Origin of the sequence: Cronobacter muytjensii ATCC 51329 (assembly GCF_001277195.1) — a bacterium.
Taxonomy (GTDB): Bacteria; Pseudomonadota; Gammaproteobacteria; order Enterobacterales; family Enterobacteriaceae; genus Cronobacter; species Cronobacter muytjensii.
In genome coordinates this window covers 444280-462699 of record NZ_CP012268.1, presented here as the reverse complement: position 1 = coordinate 462699, position 18420 = coordinate 444280, and the positions used below count along the sequence as shown (strand labels likewise).

Genomic DNA, 18420 nt, shown 5'->3' with positions numbered 1-18420 from the left:
TAGAGTGACCGTGAAGAAAAAATTTCTCTGAGATGTTCGCAAGCGGGCCAGTCCCCTGAGCCGATATTTCAAAAAACAAGAATGTGACGCTCCACGGTTGGTGAGCATGCTCGGTTCGTCCGAGAAGCCTTAAAACCGTGACGACGCATTCACCTTGAACCGCGGGTTCAAGGGTTACAGCCTGCGGCGGCATCTCGGAGATTCCCCTTCCTTTACTACCATGACGCAACTTCCTGTTAGTGCCGACCTTCGACAACAAATCCGTAAAACAATACGTCAACAGCGCCGCGCGCTGACGGCCGAACAACAGGCGCATTTCGCCGAACGGGCCGCTGCACGCATGCTGGGCTTCGCCCCGGTCGTTGAGGCGCGCACCGTCGCGGTATTTCTCTCCTTTGATGGTGAACTCGACACCCGCCCGCTGATTGAAGGTCTGTGGCGCGCCGGGAAGCAGGTCTACCTGCCGGTGCTTCACCCTTTCAGCCCCGGTAATCTTTTGTTCCTGCGCTATCTGCCGGATAGCCTGCTTGCGACGAATCGTCTGAAAATTCTTGAGCCTGCGCTGGATGTACGCCATGTGCTGCCTTTAGACCGCCTCGACGTCTTGATAACGCCGTTGGTCGCGTTCGACCGCACGGGACAACGCCTCGGCATGGGCGGCGGTTTTTACGATCGCACCCTGCAACACTGGCGCGACCACGGATTCTTCCCGGTCGGTTACGCGCACGACTGCCAGCAGGTGGAAAGCCTGCCGGTGGAAGAGTGGGATATTCCACTACCCGCGGTGGTGACGCCGGGTAAAACCTGGCTTTGGTAAAAGAAAAACCTGAGGAAAAGAAAAGCCGGGTTGCGTTACGCATACCCGGCTTACGCGCCGATATTGCAGGCCGGGCAGCGTTACGCCGCCCGACGAACGGCATTAGTACAGCAGACGAGCGCGAATAGTACCCGCAATGGCCTTCATGCTTTGCAGCGCTTTGTTCGCTACCTCTTCCGACGCGTCGACATCAATAACCACATAGCCCATCTGAGGGGTGGTTTGCAGGAACTGTGCGGCGATGTTGATGCCCTGTTCGGCGAAAATCTGGTTAATGGCGGTCAGCACGCCAGGACGGTTTTCATGAATATGCAACAGGCGGCTAACGCTGCCGCCGTGCAACGGCAGAGAAACTTCAGGGAAATTCACCGCCGAAAGCGTAGAGCCATTATCGGAGTACTTCGCGAGCTTGCCCGCCACTTCCAGACCGATATTTTCCTGCGCTTCCTGGGTTGAGCCGCCGATATGCGGCGTCAGGATGACGTTGTCAAACTCGCACAGCGGCGAGTTAAACGGATCGCTGTTAGTCGCAGGCTCGACCGGGAACACATCAATCGCCGCGCCCGCAAGATGCTTGCGAGAGAGCGCGTCGCAAAGCGCCGGGATATCCACCACCGTACCGCGCGCGGCGTTAATCAGCAGCGCGCCGGGCTTCATCAGCGCCAGCTCTTCCGCGCCAATCATGTTTTTGGTCGACGCATTTTCCGGCACATGCAGGCTCACCACGTCGCTCATATTGAGCAAATCGGAGAGATGCTGCACCTGCGTGGCGTTGCCAAGCGGCAGTTTGCTTTCGATATCGTAGAAAAAGACGTTCATGCCCAGCGATTCCGCCAGGATGCCGAGCTGCGTGCCGATATGGCCGTAGCCGATGATCCCCAGCTTTTTGCCGCGCGCTTCATAAGAGCCCGTCGCCAGTTTGTTCCAGATACCGCGATGCGCTTTGGCATTCGCTTCCGGAATACCGCGCAGCAGCAGCAGCAGTTCGCCGATAACCAGTTCGGCAACCGAACGGGTGTTAGAGAACGGCGCATTAAAGACCGGGATGCCGCGCTTCGCTGCCGCGTCCAGATCCACCTGGTTGGTGCCGATGCAGAAGCAACCGACCGCCACCAGTTTTTCCGCGGCGGCGAAAATCTCTTCAGTCAGATGAGTACGGGATCGCAGGCCGATAAAATGCGCATCGCGGATGGACGCTTTCAGCTGCTCGCTGTCGAGCGCGCCCTTATGATATTCAATATTGGTATAACCTGCGGCGCGCAGGCTATCGATGGCTTTCTGGTGAACGCCTTCCACCAGCAAGAATTTAATTTTGTCTTTCTCCAGCGATACTTTTGCCATTTCCCGACCCTGTCTTGTCTGAACTGTTATGAAGCTGAAATAAGCCAGCCTTCTGCCAACATATCAAAATTTGCGTTCCCGGCAATATGAACGTTTGCGTCGCGATGTTGAAGAAATATCACGGAAAGATAAAAGGCAGGACAAAATATGGCATGGCAGAAATATGACGGAAGGATTAACAGGATGGAAACAAAAATGTGAGAGATGTCACCAAATTTCACGCCGGGGAAATTTTTTTTCAGCGGGGCGCCGCGACGCCCCGGTCAGATCATTTTACGATGGTTTTCACGCCGTCCGCCGTGCCGATCAGCGCCACGTCCGCGCCGCGGTTCGCAAACAGCCCGACTGTCACCACGCCCGGAATCGCATTAATCGCGTTCTCAAGTGCGATCGGGTCGAGAATGGTCATACCGTACACGTCGAGGATCACGTTGCCGTTGTCGGTCACCACGCCCTGGCGATACTCCGGACGCCCGCCGAGTTTCACCAGCTGGCGCGCCACGGCGCTGCGGGCCATCGGGATCACTTCCACCGGCAGCGGGAAGTTGCCGAGTACATCCACCTGCTTGGACGCATCGGCGATACAGATGAACTTCTGCGCGACCGATGCGATGATTTTCTCACGGGTCAGCGCCGCGCCGCCGCCTTTGATCATCTGCATCTGGCCGTTAATCTCGTCCGCGCCATCCACATAGATGCCGAGCGTATCGACTTCATTGAGATCAAAAACAGTGATGCCTAAGCTTTTCAGTTTTTCGGTCGAGGCGTCAGAGCTGGAAACCGCCCCTTCAATCTCGTTTTTCATGGTGCCCAGCGCGTCGATAAAATGCGCGGCGGTGGAGCCGGTGCCGACACCGACAATCGTGCCCGGCTCGACATACTGAAGCGCGGCCCAGCCGACGGCTTTTTTAAGTTCATCCTGCGTCATGAGAGTTTTGCCTGTGGTGTGAAAACTGTCGCGCATTATAGAACAAGCCGCAGCCCAGTGGGTCAGTCATTCTGCGGCACAGCTCCGATGTTTGCGTTTGGGTCTGTATCCATCGCAAATTTATGTCATAGTGCGACAGATAACGAGACAGGGAGCACACCACAGAGATGAAACGCCCGGACTACAGAACACTACAGGCGCTGGATGCGGTGATAAGAGAGCGCGGATTTGAGCGCGCCGCACAAAAGCTGTGTATTACGCAGTCCGCCGTATCGCAACGTATCAAACAGCTGGAAAACACATTCGGCCAGCCGCTGCTGGTCCGTACCGTGCCGCCGCGCCCGACTGAACAGGGGCAAAAGCTGCTGGCGCTGCTGCGTCAGGTGGAGTTGCTGGAGGAGGAGTGGCTGGGCGACGAACAAACCGGCTCGACGCCGCTGCTGTTATCGCTTGCGGTCAACGCCGACAGTCTTGCGACCTGGCTTTTGCCCGCGCTGGCACCGGTGCTGGCCGATTCGCCCGTGCGCCTGAATCTGCAGGTGGAAGATGAAACCCGCACCCAGGAGCGTTTACGCCGTGGCGAAGTAGTAGGCGCGGTGAGTATTCAGCCCCAGGCCCTGCCGAGCTGTCTCGTCGATCAACTGGGCGCGCTGGACTATCTGTTCGTCGCCTCGAAAGCTTTCGCCGATCGCTATTTCCCGAACGGCGTCAACCGCGCGTCGCTGCTGAAAGCGCCCGCCGTCGCGTTTGACCATCTGGATGATATGCACCAGGCCTTTTTACAGCAGAATTTCGACCTGCCGCCCGGTAGCGTTCCCTGCCATATCGTGAATTCGTCAGAGGCATTCGTACAGCTGGCTCGTCAGGGCACCACCTGCTGTATGATCCCGCATCTTCAGATAGAAAAAGAGCTGCAAAGCGGCGAGCTTATCGATCTCACGCCAGGGCTGTACCAGCGCCGGATGCTGTTCTGGCACCGCTTCGCGCCGGAGAGCCGCATGATGCGCAAGGTCACCGACGCGCTGCTGGAGTATGGGCGCAAGGTATTGCGTCAGGATTAAAAAACCCGCCGGATGGCGGGTTTTTTGTTTACTGTTGCGAGGGCGCGTTGGTCGCCGCAGGTGCGGTTCCCTGATTTGCCGTGCCGTTCTGGCTCGCCGTACCGCTAGGCTGGAGTTCGAACACCACATCCACCTGATCGTCAAACTGAATAGTCTGCTGATCGTAAGTGTCCTGGGCGGAAGCCGGCGCCGCGGCTTCGGCTTTCATCATGCGCATCATCGGTGTCGGCTGATAGCTTGAGACGTGATAACGCACGCTGTAAACCGGGCCAAGCTTGCTGTTGAAACCGTTAGCCAGCTGCTGCGCCTGACGCACAGCGTCGTCGATAGCCGCTTTGCGCGCCTTGTCTTTATATTCATCCGGGTGCGCCACGCCTAACGAAACAGAACGGATTTCGTTCAGCCCGGCCTTCAGCGCGCCATCAAGCAGCTCATTAAGTTTATCGAGCTTACGCAACGTCACTTCCACCGTGCGCACCGCGCGATAACCTTTCAGCTGGGTCTTGCCATCTTTGAGGTACTCATATTCCGGCTGGGTGCGCAGGTTGGCGGCGTTCACGTCTTTTTTCTCAACGCCGTTGTTCTGCAGGAAAGTCAGATACTGCCCCACGCGCTCGTCCGCCTGTTTTTTCGCGGCAGCCGCATCTTTGGCGGAAACATTCACCTCAATAGCCAGCGTCGCGATATCCGGTACCGCATCCACGCTCGCCGTGCCGGAGGTGACGATGTGCGGACCGTTGGGCAATTCATTCGCCTGAACGGACGTCGCGCCGAAACCAATCATTGCCGCAAGGGCCATCACTTTAAACTTCACTGTTATTCCTCCATGCTGCGTGCAAGTGAAACCGCCCGTCAGGGCAGACGGGCATCTGCCTGCAAGCTTAGCGCCCCGGCGCGGAATGTCCATCAGAGAAGGCTTAGAGGCCGAGCGACGCCAGGTGATTTATCCCCTCTCGCGCCAACTGGAAAGCGATAAACCACATCACCAGGCCCACCAGCAGATTAATCGTTCGCTGCGCGCGAACAGTGCGCAGACGCGGCGCAAGCCACGCGGCGAGCAGCGCCAGGCTGAAAAACCAGATAACCGACGCGCTGATCGTGCCCAGCGCAAACGCGCGTTTCGGTAGCGCGTCAAGCTGCCCGCCCAGGCTGCCGAGCACCACAAAGGTATCAAGGTAGACGTGGGGATTAAGCCATGTGACGGCAAGCATTGTGGTGATGATTCGCAGCCTGCCGTGCTTCAGGGCTTGCGCCGAGGCAAGCTCAGGGTTGCCGGCAAGCGCGGTTTTCAGCGCGCCGAAACCGTACCAGAGTAAAAACGCCACGCCGCCCCAGGTAACAAGCGCCAGCAGCCAGGGGGACTGCATCAGAATCGCGCTGCCGCCAAAAATGCCGGCACAAATTAGTACGATATCGCTCAGCGCGCACAGCGAAGCGATCATCAGATGATACTGGCGACGAATGCCCTGGTTTAGCACAAAAGCATTCTGCGGGCCGAGCGGCAGGATCATCGCCGCGCCCAGGGCAAGCCCCTGAAAATAAAAACTTAACACGTTACGTTCCCGAATAAAGTGGAAGTCAGGTTCTCAGTGTAGGGGGCCGTTGCCATTAGAAAAAACGAATAATATTAATCGTCAATAAGAAATACTAATGAACCGAGTTAAAAAAACGGCCTGCGCATGGCAGGCCGTCTGGCAGGTTACTGGCCGTCGGCCGGTTTTTCCTGTGGTGCCTGAGGCTGCGTGATGATCGCAGGCTGCGGCTCGGCTCGCGGCGTCTTTTCTTCCGCGTCGCCTTTCAGCGGCTTGTAGTGCACATCCATCTGCGGGTAAGGAATGCCGATGCCGTTGGCATCCAGCGTTTTTTTGATGCGCTCCAGCACATCCCAGTAAACTTCCTGCAGATCGCTGCTCTTGCTCCAGACGCGAATGACGAAATTCACGGACGATGCGCCCAGCTCATTCATGCGCACGGTCATTTCACGATCTTTGAGAATACGATCGTCGGACTCGATAATTTCCGTCAGCAGCGCGCGGACTTTATCGATATCCGCGTCGTACGAGACGCCGATGATAAATTCGTTACGGCGCACGGGCTCACGCGAGAAGTTAATGATATTGCCCGCGATGATTTTGCCGTTCGGCACCACGACGATGCGGCCATCCGGCGTGCGAAGTGTCGTCGAGAAGATTTGTACGTGGAGCACCGAACCCGCGACGCCGCCGAGATCGACATATTCACCCGCACGGAACGGGCGGAAGGTCACCAGCAGTACGCCTGCCGCGAGGTTGGAAAGTGAGCCTTGCAACGCCAGGCCCACCGCCAGCCCGGCGGCACCAAGTACGGCGATAACCGACGCTGTCTGTACGCCGACGCGGCCCAGGGCTGCAATCAGCGTAAAGGCGATAATCCCATAGCGCACCAGCGCGGAGAGAAAATCCGCCACGGTGGCATCGATATGACGGGCGATCATGACGCGGTTAAGCGTATTAGAGATGGCGCGCGCTACGATCATCCCGACGATAATGATGGCGATCGCCGCCACAATATTAACGGCGTAGCTGATAAGCAGCGCCTGGTTACGCACCAGCCAGCCGCCGGCGTTATTAATACTGTCTATTACGTGTAAATCATCCATTCGCGATCCTTTTCCCCTGGTCGGGTGATTAATGAACTGCCAGTCTGAGGCAGCGAGGATTGTTAAAGGGTAAACAAAACCTCGGTGCTCTGCCAGTCAGCGTACCGCGAATCGGACACCTATTGCGTTGATCTTGCAAAAAGAAAGGCCCACCAGAGGTGGGCCTTTTAGGCGATGCTGTAAAAAAGATTACAGTACGTCGATGGCGTTCAGCTCTTTGAAAGCCTGCTCCAGACGAGTCACCATGCTCGCCTGCGCAGCACGCAGCCATACGCGCGGATCGTAGTATTTCTTGTTCGGCTGGTCTTCGCCTTTCGGGTTGCCCAGCTGGCCTTGCAGGTAAGCTTCGTTTTCTTTGTAGTACTTCAGAATACCTTCCCAGGTTGCCCACTGGGTGTCGGTATCGATGTTCATTTTGATAACGCCGTAGCTTACGGAGTCTTTGATTTCCTGAGCGGAAGAACCGGAACCGCCGTGGAACACGAAGTTCAGGCTGTTGTGCGGCAGGTTGTGTTTCTTAGAAACATATTCCTGAGAGTCGCGCAGGATAGTCGGGGTCAGCTTCACGTTACCCGGCTTGTAAACGCCGTGTACGTTACCGAAGGACGCCGCGATGGTGAAACGGTGGCTGATCGCGTTCAGTTTGGTGTATGCGTAGTCAACGTCTTCCGGCTGGGTGTACAGTGCGGACGCGTCCATATGGCTGTTGTCCACGCCATCTTCTTCACCACCGGTGCAGCCCAGTTCGATTTCCAGGGTCATGCCCATTTTGGACATGCGCTCCAGGTATTTGGAGCAGATTTCAATGTTCTCTTCCAGCGACTCTTCAGACAGGTCAATCATGTGAGAAGAGAACAGCGGTTTACCGGTAGCGGCAAAATGTTTTTCACCGGCGTCCAGCAGGCCGTCGACCCACGGCAGCAGTTTCTTGGCGCAGTGGTCGGTGTGCAGAATAACCGGCACGCCGTAGTGTTCAGCCATCTGGTGAACGTGATGCGCACCAGAGATAGCGCCGAGGATAGCGGCACCCTGAGGAATATCGGTTTTAATGCCTTTACCTGCGATAAACGCAGCGCCGCCGTTAGAGAACTGAACGATAACCGGCGCTTTTACTTTCGCAGCGGTTTCCAGTACGGCGTTAATGGAATCGGTACCCACGCAGTTAACTGCCGGCAGCGCGAAATTGTTTTCTTTAGCTACCTGGAATACTTTCTGTACGTCGTCGCCAGTGACGACGCCCGGTTTGACGAAATCAAAAATTTTAGACATGTTTCGTTGTCCTGTATGTGTATCTTCGACCGTTGAAAAGGGTAAGCGAGCTGTCAGGCGCGCTGAAAAACAGGCGGGACCCCCCGCCTGCTTCAATTACTGTTTTGCGCGCTCTTCGAGCATCGCAACTGCCGGCAGAACTTTGCCTTCCACGAATTCGAGGAACGCGCCGCCGCCAGTGGAGATGTAAGAGATCTTGTCGGCGATGCCGAACATATCGATAGCCGCCAGGGTGTCGCCGCCGCCCGCGATGGAGAACGCGTCGCTTTCTGCGATAGCGCGAGCCACGATTTCAGTGCCTTTACGGAAGTTCGGGAATTCGAACACGCCAACCGGGCCGTTCCACAGAATAGTTTTGGCGTTTTTCAGGATTTCAGCCAGTTTCTCGGCGGAAACGTCGCCCATATCCAGAATCTGCTCTTCATCTTTGATGTCAGAAACAGATTTCAGGGTTGCCGGCGCGGTTTCAGAGAACTCAGTCGCCACGCGAACATCCGTCGGAACGGGAATGTCGCAGGTGGTCAGCAGGCGTTTGGCTTCATCCACCAGGTCTGCTTCGTACAGGGATTTACCCACGTTGTGGCCCTGGGCTGCAACGAAGGTGTTGGCGATGCCGCCGCCAACGATGAGCTGGTCAGCGATTTTAGACAGGGAGTCCAGCACGGTCAGTTTGGTGGAAACTTTTGAACCGCCAACGATAGCGACCATCGGGCGAGCCGGTTCTTTCAGCGCTTTACCCAGCGCGTCCAGCTCTTCCGCCAGCAGCGGGCCTGCGCACGCGACGTCAGCGAATTTACCTACGCCGTGGGTAGAAGCCTGCGCGCGGTGGGCAGTACCGAAGGCGTCCATGACAAACACGTCACACAGCGCGGCGTATTTTTTCGCCAGCGTTTCGTCGTCCTTTTTCTCGCCTTTGTTAAAGCGAACGTTTTCCAGAACGACCAGCTCGCCTTCAGCAACTTCAACGCCGTCGAGGTAGTCTTTAACCAGACGAACCGGCGCGTTCAGTTTGTCTTTCAGGTAGTTAACTACCGGCAGCAGAGAGAATTCTTCGTTGTATTCGCCTTCGGTCGGGCGGCCCAGATGGGACGTCACCATGACTTTAGCGCCCTGTTTCAGAGCCAGTTCAATGGTCGGCAGAGAAGCGCGGATACGCGCGTCAGAGGTCACTTTCCCCTCTTTTACCGGAACGTTGAGATCGGCGCGGATGAAAACGCGTTTACCTGCCAGATCCAGATCGGTCATCTTAATTACAGACATGGTGAATCCTCTCGTTGATTCTTAAAGTTTTGCAGACGCCATACGCTTGACCAGAAGGCTACTACGTATGAAATCTTACCTGAAACCAATAGCTGCCATCGCTAACGTGGTGTCGAGCATCCGGTTAGCGAAGCCCCATTCGTTATCGCACCAGACCAGCGTTTTAATCAGGTGCGCCCCACTCACCCTTGTCTGGGTGCCGTCCACAATGGCGCTGTGCGGATCGTGGTTAAAATCTGTTGAGACCAACGGTAATTCCGTATAGTCAACTATACCATGAAATGCTCCCTGTGCCGCTTTTTGCAGCAACAGGTTGACTTCATGGGCTTTTACCGCTTTTTGCACCGTCACGCTTAAATCGATGGCAGTTACGTTAATGGTAGGCACGCGCACCGCGATAGCCTCAAAGCGGTCATGAAATTTAGGAAAAATACGTGCTATGCCCGCCGCGAGCTTAGTATCGACCGGAATGATGGACTGACTGGCTGCGCGCGTGCGGCGCAAATCCGGGTGATAAGCGTCGATAACCTGTTGATCGTGCATGGCGGAATGGATAGTTGTCACGGTGCCGGACTCAATGCCGAACGCGTCATCCATCAGCTTGATAATCGGAATAATGCAGTTGGTGGTGCAGGAGGCGTTGGAGACAATACGATGTTCAGCGCGCAGCGCCGCTTCGTTGACGCCATAAACGACCGTGGCGTCGAGGTCGTTGCCGCCGGGATGCGAGAACAAGACTTTGCGCGCGCCGGCTTCAAGATGGGCGACGCCGTCGGCCCGGCTGCCGTAAACGCCGGTGCAGTCGAGTACTACGTCCACGCCCAGTGCTTTCCACGGCAGCGCGGCAATCTCGCGCTCATGCAGCAGACGAATAACATCGTTGCCAATCCAGAGCTGTTCGCCTTCCTGACGGACATCCCATGCGAAACGGCCGTGGCTGGTGTCGTACTTCAACAGATGCGCCATGCCTGCGGCGTCGGCCAGTTCATTAATGGCGACCACACTGATTTCCGCGCGACGGCCGGACTCATACAACGCACGAACTACGTTGCGCCCGATGCGACCGAAGCCATTAATCGCTACGCGTAAGGTCATATATCTCCTGCCAGAATCCCGGTAATGAAGAGGCTGACAGAGTAATGCAGCCATCTTCGCAGGGGAATCCTCGCCCGTCACAAACTACAACCGTTTGATGGATTGTCGAACAATCATTCGACTGAAACGCTTCAGCAAGAATAAGCGAAACGTGGAATAAAAGGAATGATAACGCCCCGGAATGAAACCAACTTCTGACCTGCGTCACATTTTTTCTGGAATAAATTCCACCATTACACCACTGTTCCTGAATAACGAACAAGAAAAGAGGGTCACTCCAGCGAATCATGGGGGGTTACGCGCCTGCGGCTGCGTCCTACAATGCCATCCGCTCCACACTAACAAAGGAAAGAGGATGGCGACGCCAGAAGAATACGAAAATCAGGCAAAGCTGATGGACCTGCGCACGCGCTTTCGCGGCTGCCTGTTGGGCGGCGCCGTGGGCGATGCGCTCGGCGGCCCGGTGGAGTTTTTAAGCCTGCCGGACATTACCGCGCGCTTTGGTAAGCAAGGCGTGACCGGCTATGAGCACGCCTGGGGCGGTAAGGGCAAAATCACAGACGACACCCAGATGACGTTATTTACCGCCGAAGGATTGCTGCGCGCCTTTACGCGTGCGGCGATGCGCGGCATCGGCCCGTCGTTCACCTCCGTGACCGCGCATGCCTATCTGCGCTGGCTGGTCACTCAGGGCGAGCGCAACCGTCACGGGCTGGTGAATGCCGCCTCACTTTCCGGCTGGCTCATCAGGCACGACGCCCTCTTCCACCCACGCGCGCCGGGCATGACCTGCCTGAACGCGTTGCGCGAAATGCGCACTTTCGGCGAACCTGCCCGTAACGACAGCAAAGGCTGCGGCGGCGTGATGCGTGTGGCGCCGGTGGGGCTTTTTTTCGTTCGTTACCCGACGGATGACGCGTTGCAGGCGGCGTTCGATACTGGCTGCCAGCTCGCGGCGCTCACGCACGGGCACCCGACCGGGTTTCTCACCGGCGGCGTGCTGGCGGCGCTGGTGTGGCTGCTCGTTCAGGGAGCGTCCGCAGACGCCGCGGTGACGCATGTTACCGGCCTGCTGCAAAGCGCCCCTGGGCACGACGAAACGCTGCAAGCGCTTGAGCATGCCCGCGCGCTGGCTCGCGCACCGATCGCCCCGCAGGAGGCAATATCATCGCTTGGCGAAGGCTGGATTGCCGAAGAGGCGCTCGCCATCGCCCTTTACTGCACGCTCAAAGCCGACTCGTTTGAACAGGGCGTACTGATGGCGGTCAATCACGGCGGCGATTCCGACTCCACCGGCGCGATCGCCGGGAATTTACTTGGCGCGAAATATGGCGTGACGGCGATACCGCCGCGCTGGCTGGCGGCTCTTGAGCTAAACACGGTGATTAAGGAGATGGCGGACGATTTACTGGATTACCGTGACTGGCGCATTTCAGATTATGACCATACGCCGTTCGCCTGCGCATTACGTGAAAAATATCCGGGGGATTAACCATAAAAAACGGGAGGCACGCTGGCCTCCCGTTCGCTCTTATCCGCGAATGACGATTACAGAATCGCTTTCGCCTGGTTTACCACGTTATCGACAGTGAAGCCGAACTCTTCAAACAACTGCTCCGCCGGTGCGGACTCGCCAAAGGTGGTCATGCCCACGACCGCGCCGTTCAGGCCCACGTATTTGTACCAGTAGTCGGCGATGCCGGCTTCGATAGCCACGCGCGCGCTAACCGCTTTCGGCAGTACCGCTTCGCGATACGCGGCGTCCTGCTTGTCGAACACGTCGGTAGACGGCATGGAAACCACGCGGGCTTTCACGCCTTCCGCAGCCAGTTTGTCGGCGGCGGCAACGGCCAGTTCAACTTCAGAACCGGTAGCAATGAAGATAAGTTGCGGCTGACCGTCGCAATCTTTCAGGATGTATGCGCCGCGGGCGATATCCGCCAGCTGCTGCTCGCTACGTTCCTGCTGCGCCAGGTTCTGACGGGAGAAGATCAGCGCCGTCGGGCCATCGTGGCGCTCAACGGCGTATTTCCACGCCACGGCAGATTCCACCTGATCGCACGGACGCCATGTGCTCATGTTCGGAGTCACGCGCAGCGCCGCCAGTTGTTCAACCGGCTGGTGAGTCGGGCCGTCTTCACCAAGACCGATAGAGTCGTGGGTGTAAACCATTACCTGACGCTGTTTCATCAGGGCCGCCATACGCACGGCGTTACGGGCATATTCCACGAACATCAGGAAGGTAGAGGTATACGGCAGGAAACCGCCGTGCAGCGCGATACCGTTCGCGATGGCGGTCATACCGAATTCACGTACGCCGTAGTGAATGTAGTTGCCAGCGGCATCTTCATTGATGGCTTTAGAACCAGACCAGAGCGTCAGGTTGCTCGGTGCGAGATCCGCAGAGCCGCCCAGGAATTCCGGCAGCAGTTTGCCGAACGCCTCAATCGCGTTCTGGGACGCTTTGCGGCTGGCGATTTTCGCCGGGTTCGCCTGCAGACCGGCAATAAACGCCTGCGCTTTTTCCGCAAAGTCTGCTGGCATCTCGCCTTTCATACGACGGGTAAATTCGGCCGCTTCCTGAGGGAACGCTTTGGCATAAGCCGCAAATTTCTCGTTCCAGGCGCTTTCTTTTACCTGGCCCATCTCTTTGGCATCCCACTGCGCGTAAATCTCTTGCGGGATCACAAACGGCTCGTGTTTCCAGCCCAGTTGCTCGCGGGTCGCGGCCACTTCTGCGTCGCCGAGCGGTGCACCGTGGGAGTCGTGGGTGCCTGCTTTGTTCGGCGAACCGAAGCCGATGATGGTTTTGCACACCAGCAGAGACGGTTTGTCGGTAACAGAACGCGCTTCTTCAATCGCGCGCTTGATAGCATCAGCGTCGTGACCGTCCACACCGCGTACCACATGCCAGCCGTAAGCTTCAAAGCGTTTCGCGGTGTCATCGGTGAACCAGCCTTCAATGTGGCCGTCAATGGAGATGCCGTTGTCATCGTAGAACGCGACCAGCTTGCCGAGGCCCAGCGTACCGGCCAGCGAGCAGACTTCGTGGGAGATGCCCTCCATCATGCAGCCGTCGCCCAGGAAGGCGTAGGTGTAGTGATCGACAATGTCATGCCCCGGGCGGTTGAACTGCGCCGCCAGCGTGCGCTCGGCAATCGCCATGCCCACGGCATTGGCAATGCCCTGCCCCAGCGGACCGGTGGTGGTTTCGACGCCCGGTGTGTAACCCACTTCCGGGTGGCCCGGCGTTCTGGAGTGCAGCTGACGGAAGTTTTTCAGCTCTTCAATCGGCAGGTCGTAGCCGGTGAGGTGCAGCAGGCTGTAAATCAGCATGGAGCCGTGACCATTGGACAACACAAAGCGGTCGCGGTCGGCCCAGGACGGGTTCTGCGGGTTATGGTTCAGGAAATCACGCCACAGGACTTCGGCAATGTCAGCCATGCCCATCGGGGCACCCGGATGGCCGGATTTGGCTTTTTGTACTGCGTCCATGCTGAGCGCACGAATAGCATTGGCAAGCTCTTTACGAGAGGACATTTTGACTCCAGATCGGATAGTTGAAGGCCACGCCTTGTTAACGGCTTGACTACTACGCGTTATGGGCTACGCCCGAAAAATTGTCCGACAATGTAACCCAAGCGGCTAAGCATGTACATGGAGCATCCTTTTGTCCGCTAAGAAATCTCTGGAAGCCGCTCGCAGTTTGCGCAACTCGCTCGCCGCGCGTGCGCAAACCTCTTTATACTTAGCCGCAGCCGCCGCCCGGTTCGCGGCGATGAATAATGAAACCTCAATGGAGCGTGGAAGCATAACGATGAAAATGCGCGCGATAGTACTGAGCATGACCGCAGCAGCGCTGCTGAGCGGTTGTCAAAATATGAATTCCAACGGCCTGCTGAGTTCAGGCGCTGAGGCGTTCCAGGCCTACACCTTAAGCGACGCGCAGGTGAAAGCGCTGAGCGACGAGGCGTGTAAATCGCAGGACAGCAAAGCGAAAATCGCACCGGCGAACAGCCAGTATACGCAGCGCCTGAATAAGATTGCTGCCGCGCTCGGCGATAACATCAACGGCCAGCCGGTGAACTATAAGGTTTACGAAGAAAAAGACGTTAACGCCTTCGCGATGGCCAACGGCTGTATCCGCGTTTACAGCGGGCTGATGGATATGATGAGCGATAACGAAGTGGAAGCGGTGATAGGCCATGAGATGGGCCACGTTGCGCTGGGTCACGTGAAGCGTGGAATGCAGGTGGCGCTCGGCACAAACGCTATCCGCGGCGCGGCGGCATCAGCGGGCGGCATCGTCGGCAGCCTGTCGCAATCGGATCTCGGCGAACTCGGCGAGAAGCTGGTGAACGCGCAGTTCTCGCAGCGTCAGGAGTCCGAAGCGGATGATTACTCCTACGATCTGCTGCGCAAACGCGGCATTAATCCGTCGGGGCTCGCTACCAGCTTTGAGAAACTGGCGAAGCTTGAGAAGGGCCGTCAAAGCTCTATGTTTGACGATCACCCGGCCTCCGAGGCGCGCGCGCAGCATATTCGCGATCGCATGAAGGCGGATGGCATTAAGTAATCGTCATCGGTCATGAATTCAAAAGAGCCGGACAGGGAAATAACATGTCCGGCTCTTTTATGACTGCCGTCAGGCCCGTTAAATATTACGCTACCGGGCCGCACACAGTTTACTCGCCTTTTTTCGCCGCCTGGATATAGAGCATCTCCAGTGCCAGCGTCGCAGCGGCAAGCGCCGTGATATCGGACTGATCGTAAGCCGGAGCGACTTCCACGATATCCATACCGACGATGTTCAGATCCTGAATGCCGCGCAGCAGTTTCAACGCGCGATCAGAAGTCAGCCCGCCTATCACCGGCGTGCCGGTGCCCGGTGCAAATGCCGGATCCAGACAGTCGATGTCGAAGGTCAGATAAACCGGCATATCGCCGACAATCTGCTTCACCTGCGCGACCACGTCGTCGACAGTGCGGTCATTCACCTGCGGCGCGTCCAGCACAGTAAAGCCGTTGTCTTTGTCAAACTCGGTACGAATACCGATCTGCACCGAACGGGTTGGATCGATCAGGCCTTCGTTCGGCGCGGTGTAGAACATGGTGCCGTGGTCAAATTCACAGCCGTTGGAGTAGGTGTCGGTGTGCGCGTCGAAATGCACCAGCGCCATTTTGCCAAAATGCTTCGCGTGCGCACGCAACAGCGGCAGGGTGACGAAGTGGTCGCCGCCGAAAGAGAGCATACGCTTACCGGCCGCCAGCAGTTTTTCCGCATGCGCCTGCAGCTTTTCACTCATTTCACGCGCGTCGCCAAAGGCGTAAACCAGATCGCCGCAGTCCACGACGTTCAGGCGCTGACGCATGTCGAAATTCCACGGGAAGCGGTTGCCTTCCCACGCCAGGTTCGTGGAGACCTGACGGATAGCCGCAGGCCCGAAACGGCTGCCGGAACGCCCGGATGTCGCCATATCGAACGGAATACCGGTAATCACCCACTCGGCGTCGCTCTCATACGGCATGAAGTTCAACGGCAGGCGTAAAAAACCAAAGGCGTTGGAAACCAGGGAGTTGTCGTACTGATGGCCTAAGGTATTCATGAATCTGACCTCTTGTTAAGGTTGAGACGTTAGATAAAAAAAATCCCCTCCGCGTCGTTAAACCCGACGAGGAAGGGATGGATTCTTGAGCAACACATTGTTGGCGCGGATTATCGCCAGATTTTCGTTCAGGTTCAATAGCGCGCGGCTCATGCTCGTCAGTATAGAACAGGAAATTCCATCGCGCGTTTTTTAACCTCCTGACCAGCAGGAGGCATAATCCGGTTACTCGTCTTCCAGATAGGTATAGCCGTACAGGCCGCTCTCGAACTCTTCCAGGAACTGCTTTTGCAGGTCGCTGTCGAGATCGGTTTGCTTCACCTGATCGCGGAAATGGGTCAGCAGCGTATCCGGGTCAAGCTGCACGTAGCGCAGCATGTCTGCCACCGTGTCGCCTTCATCAGACAGCTCCACTTCCACGCTGCCGTCCGGGAACACAAACACATCCACCGCTTCGGTATCGCCGAAGAGGTTATGCATGTTGCCGAGAATTTCCTGATACGCGCCCACCATAAAGAAGCCCAGCGGCGGCGGGTTTTCCGGATCGTATTCCGGCAGCGGCATGGTGGTCGCGATGCCGTCGCCATCAACGTAGTGGTCGATAGTGCCGTCGGAGTCGCAGGTGATGTCGAGCAGCACGCCACGGCGCGTCGGCGCGTGGTTCAGCCCTTCCAGCGGCAGCACCGGGAAGAGTTGATCGATACCCCAGGCATCCGGCATCGACTGGAACAGCGAGAAGTTGACGTAAATTTTATCCGCCATACGTTCCTGGAGTTCATCGATAATCGGGCGATGCGCGCGGTTTTGCGGATCAAGCTGCTTTTGCACTTCCTGGCACAGGCTCAGATAGAGCTGTTCAGCCCAGGCGCGCTCCTGCAACGTGTACGCGCCGGAGGAGTAGCCGATATGAATATCGTGCAGATCCATCTGGCTGTCGTGTAGCCACTCGCGCAGCGAACGGCGCGTGCCCGGCTCATCCATCTCCTGCCAGGTTTCCCACATGCTTTGCAGCGGGCGCGGCGCGTCCTCGGCAGGCGCGCTCGGCTCGGTGTATTCGTTACGTTCAACGCCGATGATATTGGAAACCAGCACGGTATGGTGCGCGGTCACGGCGCGGCCCGATTCGGTGATAACCGTCGGGTGCGGCAGGCCGTTCTCTTCGCAGGCGTCGCCGATGGCCCAGATAATGTTGTTGGCGTATTCGTTCAGGCCGTAGTTGACCGAGCAGTCGGACTGCGAACGCGTGCCTTCATAATCCACGCCCAGGCCGCCGCCCACGTCGAAGCACTGAATATTCACGCCAAGCTTATGCAGCTCAACATAGAAGCGGGCAGATTCACGCACGCCAGTGGCGATGTCGCGGATGTTGGCCATCTGCGAGCCGAGATGGAAGTGCAGGAGCTGGAGGCTTTCCAGACGGTCCGCCGCGCGCAGCATCTCGACCAGTTGCAGTACCTGAGTCGCCGCGAGGCCGAATTTCGATTTTTCGCCGCCGGACGACTGCCACTTGCCGGAGCCCTGGGAGGCGAGACGCGCGCGCACGCCGAGACGCGGGATCACGTTCAGGCGTTCAGCTTCTTCCAGCACGATTTTGATTTCCGACATCTTCTCGATGACCAGATAGACCTTGTGGCCCATCTTCTCGCCGATCAGCGCCAGACGAATGTATTCGCGGTCTTTATAGCCATTACAGACGATCACGCTGCGGGTCATGCCCGCGTGCGCCAGCACCGCCATCAGCTCCGCTTTGGAGCCCGCTTCCAGGCCCAGCGGCTCGCCGGAATGGATAAGCGATTCAATCACGCGGCGATGCTGGTTTACCTTAATCGGGTAGACCAGGAAGTAATCGCCGTGATAGCCGTAGGATTCACGGGCGCGCTTAAACGCCGCGTTAATGGAACGCAGGCGATGTTGCAGGATCTGCGGGAAGCAGAACAGCGCAGGCAGACGCTGGCCCTGGGCTTCGCGCTCCTTAACCAGCTTCGCGAGATCGACGCGCGCTTCAGGGACGTCCGGATCGGGGCATACGCTGATATGGCCCAGTTCGTTGACGTCATAGTAGTTATTGCCCCACCAGGCAATATTGTAAGTACGCAGCATCTTGCTGGCTTCCTGGGAGCTCATTGCAACCTCCTGCATGGAACGTAGTACACCCTGTTCGCCTGCTGACGAAGGCGAAGATGAATAGATGTCGTCAGACATAGCGAACCTCAAATTTTTGTCGAAAGTGTAAAACAGTTAACTACTATCGCAGCGTTACACTGTGATAACAACCCATAAACAGCAGAGTTATCCAGCACATAGTGCTGACCACCCTGCCGCGCGACCGGTTTCTTATTCATATCATTGTAAAACACGTAACCGAACTCCGTATGACGGGTCGGCGAAACCACGAGAAAACTCCT

16 protein-coding genes and 1 other RNA gene are annotated in these 18420 nt (G+C 57.2%); 5 read left to right on the top strand and 12 right to left on the bottom strand.

Features of this window, described 5'->3' with window-relative positions; all coding sequences use genetic code 11:
• The first annotated feature begins 21 nt into the window (after positions 1-21).
• Both ssrS and AFK63_RS02265 read left to right on the top strand, forming a co-directional pair.
• Positions 22-205: non-coding RNA, 6S RNA (ssrS, locus tag AFK63_RS20005), on the top strand.
• Positions 206-220: 15 nt separating this feature from the next.
• Positions 221-817: a 5-formyltetrahydrofolate cyclo-ligase gene (locus AFK63_RS02265; protein WP_038867976.1), complete on the top strand. Its 597-nt coding sequence runs from the start codon at positions 221-223 to the stop codon at positions 815-817.
• A 102-nt stretch (positions 818-919) separates the two neighbouring features.
• Here the strand turns inward: AFK63_RS02265 and serA are convergent, their stop codons facing one another.
• Together serA and rpiA are read right to left on the bottom strand one after the other, a co-directional pair.
• Positions 920-2158 carry a phosphoglycerate dehydrogenase gene (gene serA, locus AFK63_RS02260; protein WP_038867973.1) on the bottom strand — a complete coding sequence of 413 codons (1239 nt, stop codon included), beginning with the start codon at positions 2156-2158 and terminating at the stop codon, positions 920-922.
• A gap of 268 nt (positions 2159-2426) precedes the next feature.
• Positions 2427-3086 (bottom strand): ribose-5-phosphate isomerase RpiA, encoded by a 660-nt coding sequence (rpiA, locus tag AFK63_RS02255; protein WP_038867971.1) that lies wholly within the window; start codon positions 3084-3086, stop codon positions 2427-2429.
• Positions 3087-3253: 167 nt separating this feature from the next.
• Here rpiA and argP point away from each other — a divergent pair, with 167 nt between their 5' ends.
• Positions 3254-4147, top strand: coding sequence for a DNA-binding transcriptional regulator ArgP (gene argP, locus AFK63_RS02250; RefSeq protein ID WP_038867968.1), 894 nt, complete (start codon positions 3254-3256; stop codon positions 4145-4147).
• Between the two features lie 28 nt (positions 4148-4175).
• Here argP and AFK63_RS02245 read toward each other — a convergent pair whose 3' ends face one another.
• The 6 genes from AFK63_RS02245 to epd form a co-directional block, all read right to left on the bottom strand.
• Positions 4176-4961 (bottom strand): oxidative stress defense protein, encoded by a 786-nt coding sequence (locus AFK63_RS02245; RefSeq protein WP_038867966.1) that lies wholly within the window; start codon positions 4959-4961, stop codon positions 4176-4178.
• Between the two features lie 103 nt (positions 4962-5064).
• Positions 5065-5700: an arginine exporter ArgO gene (argO, locus tag AFK63_RS02240; RefSeq protein WP_038867964.1), complete on the bottom strand. Its 636-nt coding sequence runs from the start codon at positions 5698-5700 to the stop codon at positions 5065-5067.
• Positions 5701-5846: 146 nt separating this feature from the next.
• On the bottom strand, positions 5847-6785 hold the full coding sequence (locus AFK63_RS02235; protein WP_038867961.1) for a small-conductance mechanosensitive channel MscS: 939 nt from the start codon (positions 6783-6785) through the stop codon (positions 5847-5849).
• A 189-nt stretch (positions 6786-6974) separates the two neighbouring features.
• Positions 6975-8054: a class II fructose-bisphosphate aldolase gene (fbaA, locus tag AFK63_RS02230; protein ID WP_038867959.1), complete on the bottom strand. Its 1080-nt coding sequence runs from the start codon at positions 8052-8054 to the stop codon at positions 6975-6977.
• A gap of 96 nt (positions 8055-8150) precedes the next feature.
• Positions 8151-9314, bottom strand: a complete 1164-nt coding sequence (gene pgk, locus AFK63_RS02225; protein WP_038867948.1) for a phosphoglycerate kinase — start codon at positions 9312-9314, stop codon at positions 8151-8153.
• 75 nt (positions 9315-9389) lie between these two features.
• Positions 9390-10409 carry an erythrose-4-phosphate dehydrogenase gene (gene epd, locus AFK63_RS02220; protein ID WP_038867945.1) on the bottom strand — a complete coding sequence of 340 codons (1020 nt, stop codon included), beginning with the start codon at positions 10407-10409 and terminating at the stop codon, positions 9390-9392.
• Between the two features lie 355 nt (positions 10410-10764).
• On the opposite strand from epd, the gene AFK63_RS02215 reads away from it, so the two are divergent.
• Positions 10765-11901, top strand: coding sequence for an ADP-ribosylglycohydrolase family protein (locus AFK63_RS02215; RefSeq protein WP_038867943.1), 1137 nt, complete (start codon positions 10765-10767; stop codon positions 11899-11901).
• A 56-nt stretch (positions 11902-11957) separates the two neighbouring features.
• Here AFK63_RS02215 and tkt read toward each other — a convergent pair whose 3' ends face one another.
• On the bottom strand, positions 11958-13949 hold the full coding sequence (gene tkt, locus AFK63_RS02210) for a transketolase (protein WP_038867941.1): 1992 nt from the start codon (positions 13947-13949) through the stop codon (positions 11958-11960).
• A gap of 277 nt (positions 13950-14226) precedes the next feature.
• Between tkt and loiP the strand changes: the two genes are divergently transcribed.
• Complete coding sequence (loiP, locus tag AFK63_RS02205; RefSeq protein WP_038868366.1) at positions 14227-14985, top strand: metalloprotease LoiP; 759 nt, start codon at positions 14227-14229, stop codon at positions 14983-14985.
• 109 nt (positions 14986-15094) lie between these two features.
• Here the strand turns inward: loiP and speB are convergent, their stop codons facing one another.
• The 3 genes from speB to yqgB all read right to left on the bottom strand — a co-directional run bounded on the left by speB (position 15095) and on the right by yqgB (position 18357).
• The gene (gene speB / locus AFK63_RS02200; protein WP_038867938.1) at positions 15095-16015 is read right to left on the bottom strand and encodes an agmatinase; all 921 of its coding nucleotides are present in this window, start codon (positions 16013-16015) and stop codon (positions 15095-15097) included.
• Between the two features lie 225 nt (positions 16016-16240).
• Positions 16241-18217 (bottom strand): biosynthetic arginine decarboxylase, encoded by a 1977-nt coding sequence (gene speA, locus AFK63_RS02195; protein ID WP_038867936.1) that lies wholly within the window; start codon positions 18215-18217, stop codon positions 16241-16243.
• 8 nt (positions 18218-18225) lie between these two features.
• Positions 18226-18357 (bottom strand): acid stress response protein YqgB, encoded by a 132-nt coding sequence (gene yqgB, locus AFK63_RS21090; RefSeq protein WP_144420915.1) that lies wholly within the window; start codon positions 18355-18357, stop codon positions 18226-18228.
• Between the last annotated feature and the right edge of the window lie 63 nt (positions 18358-18420).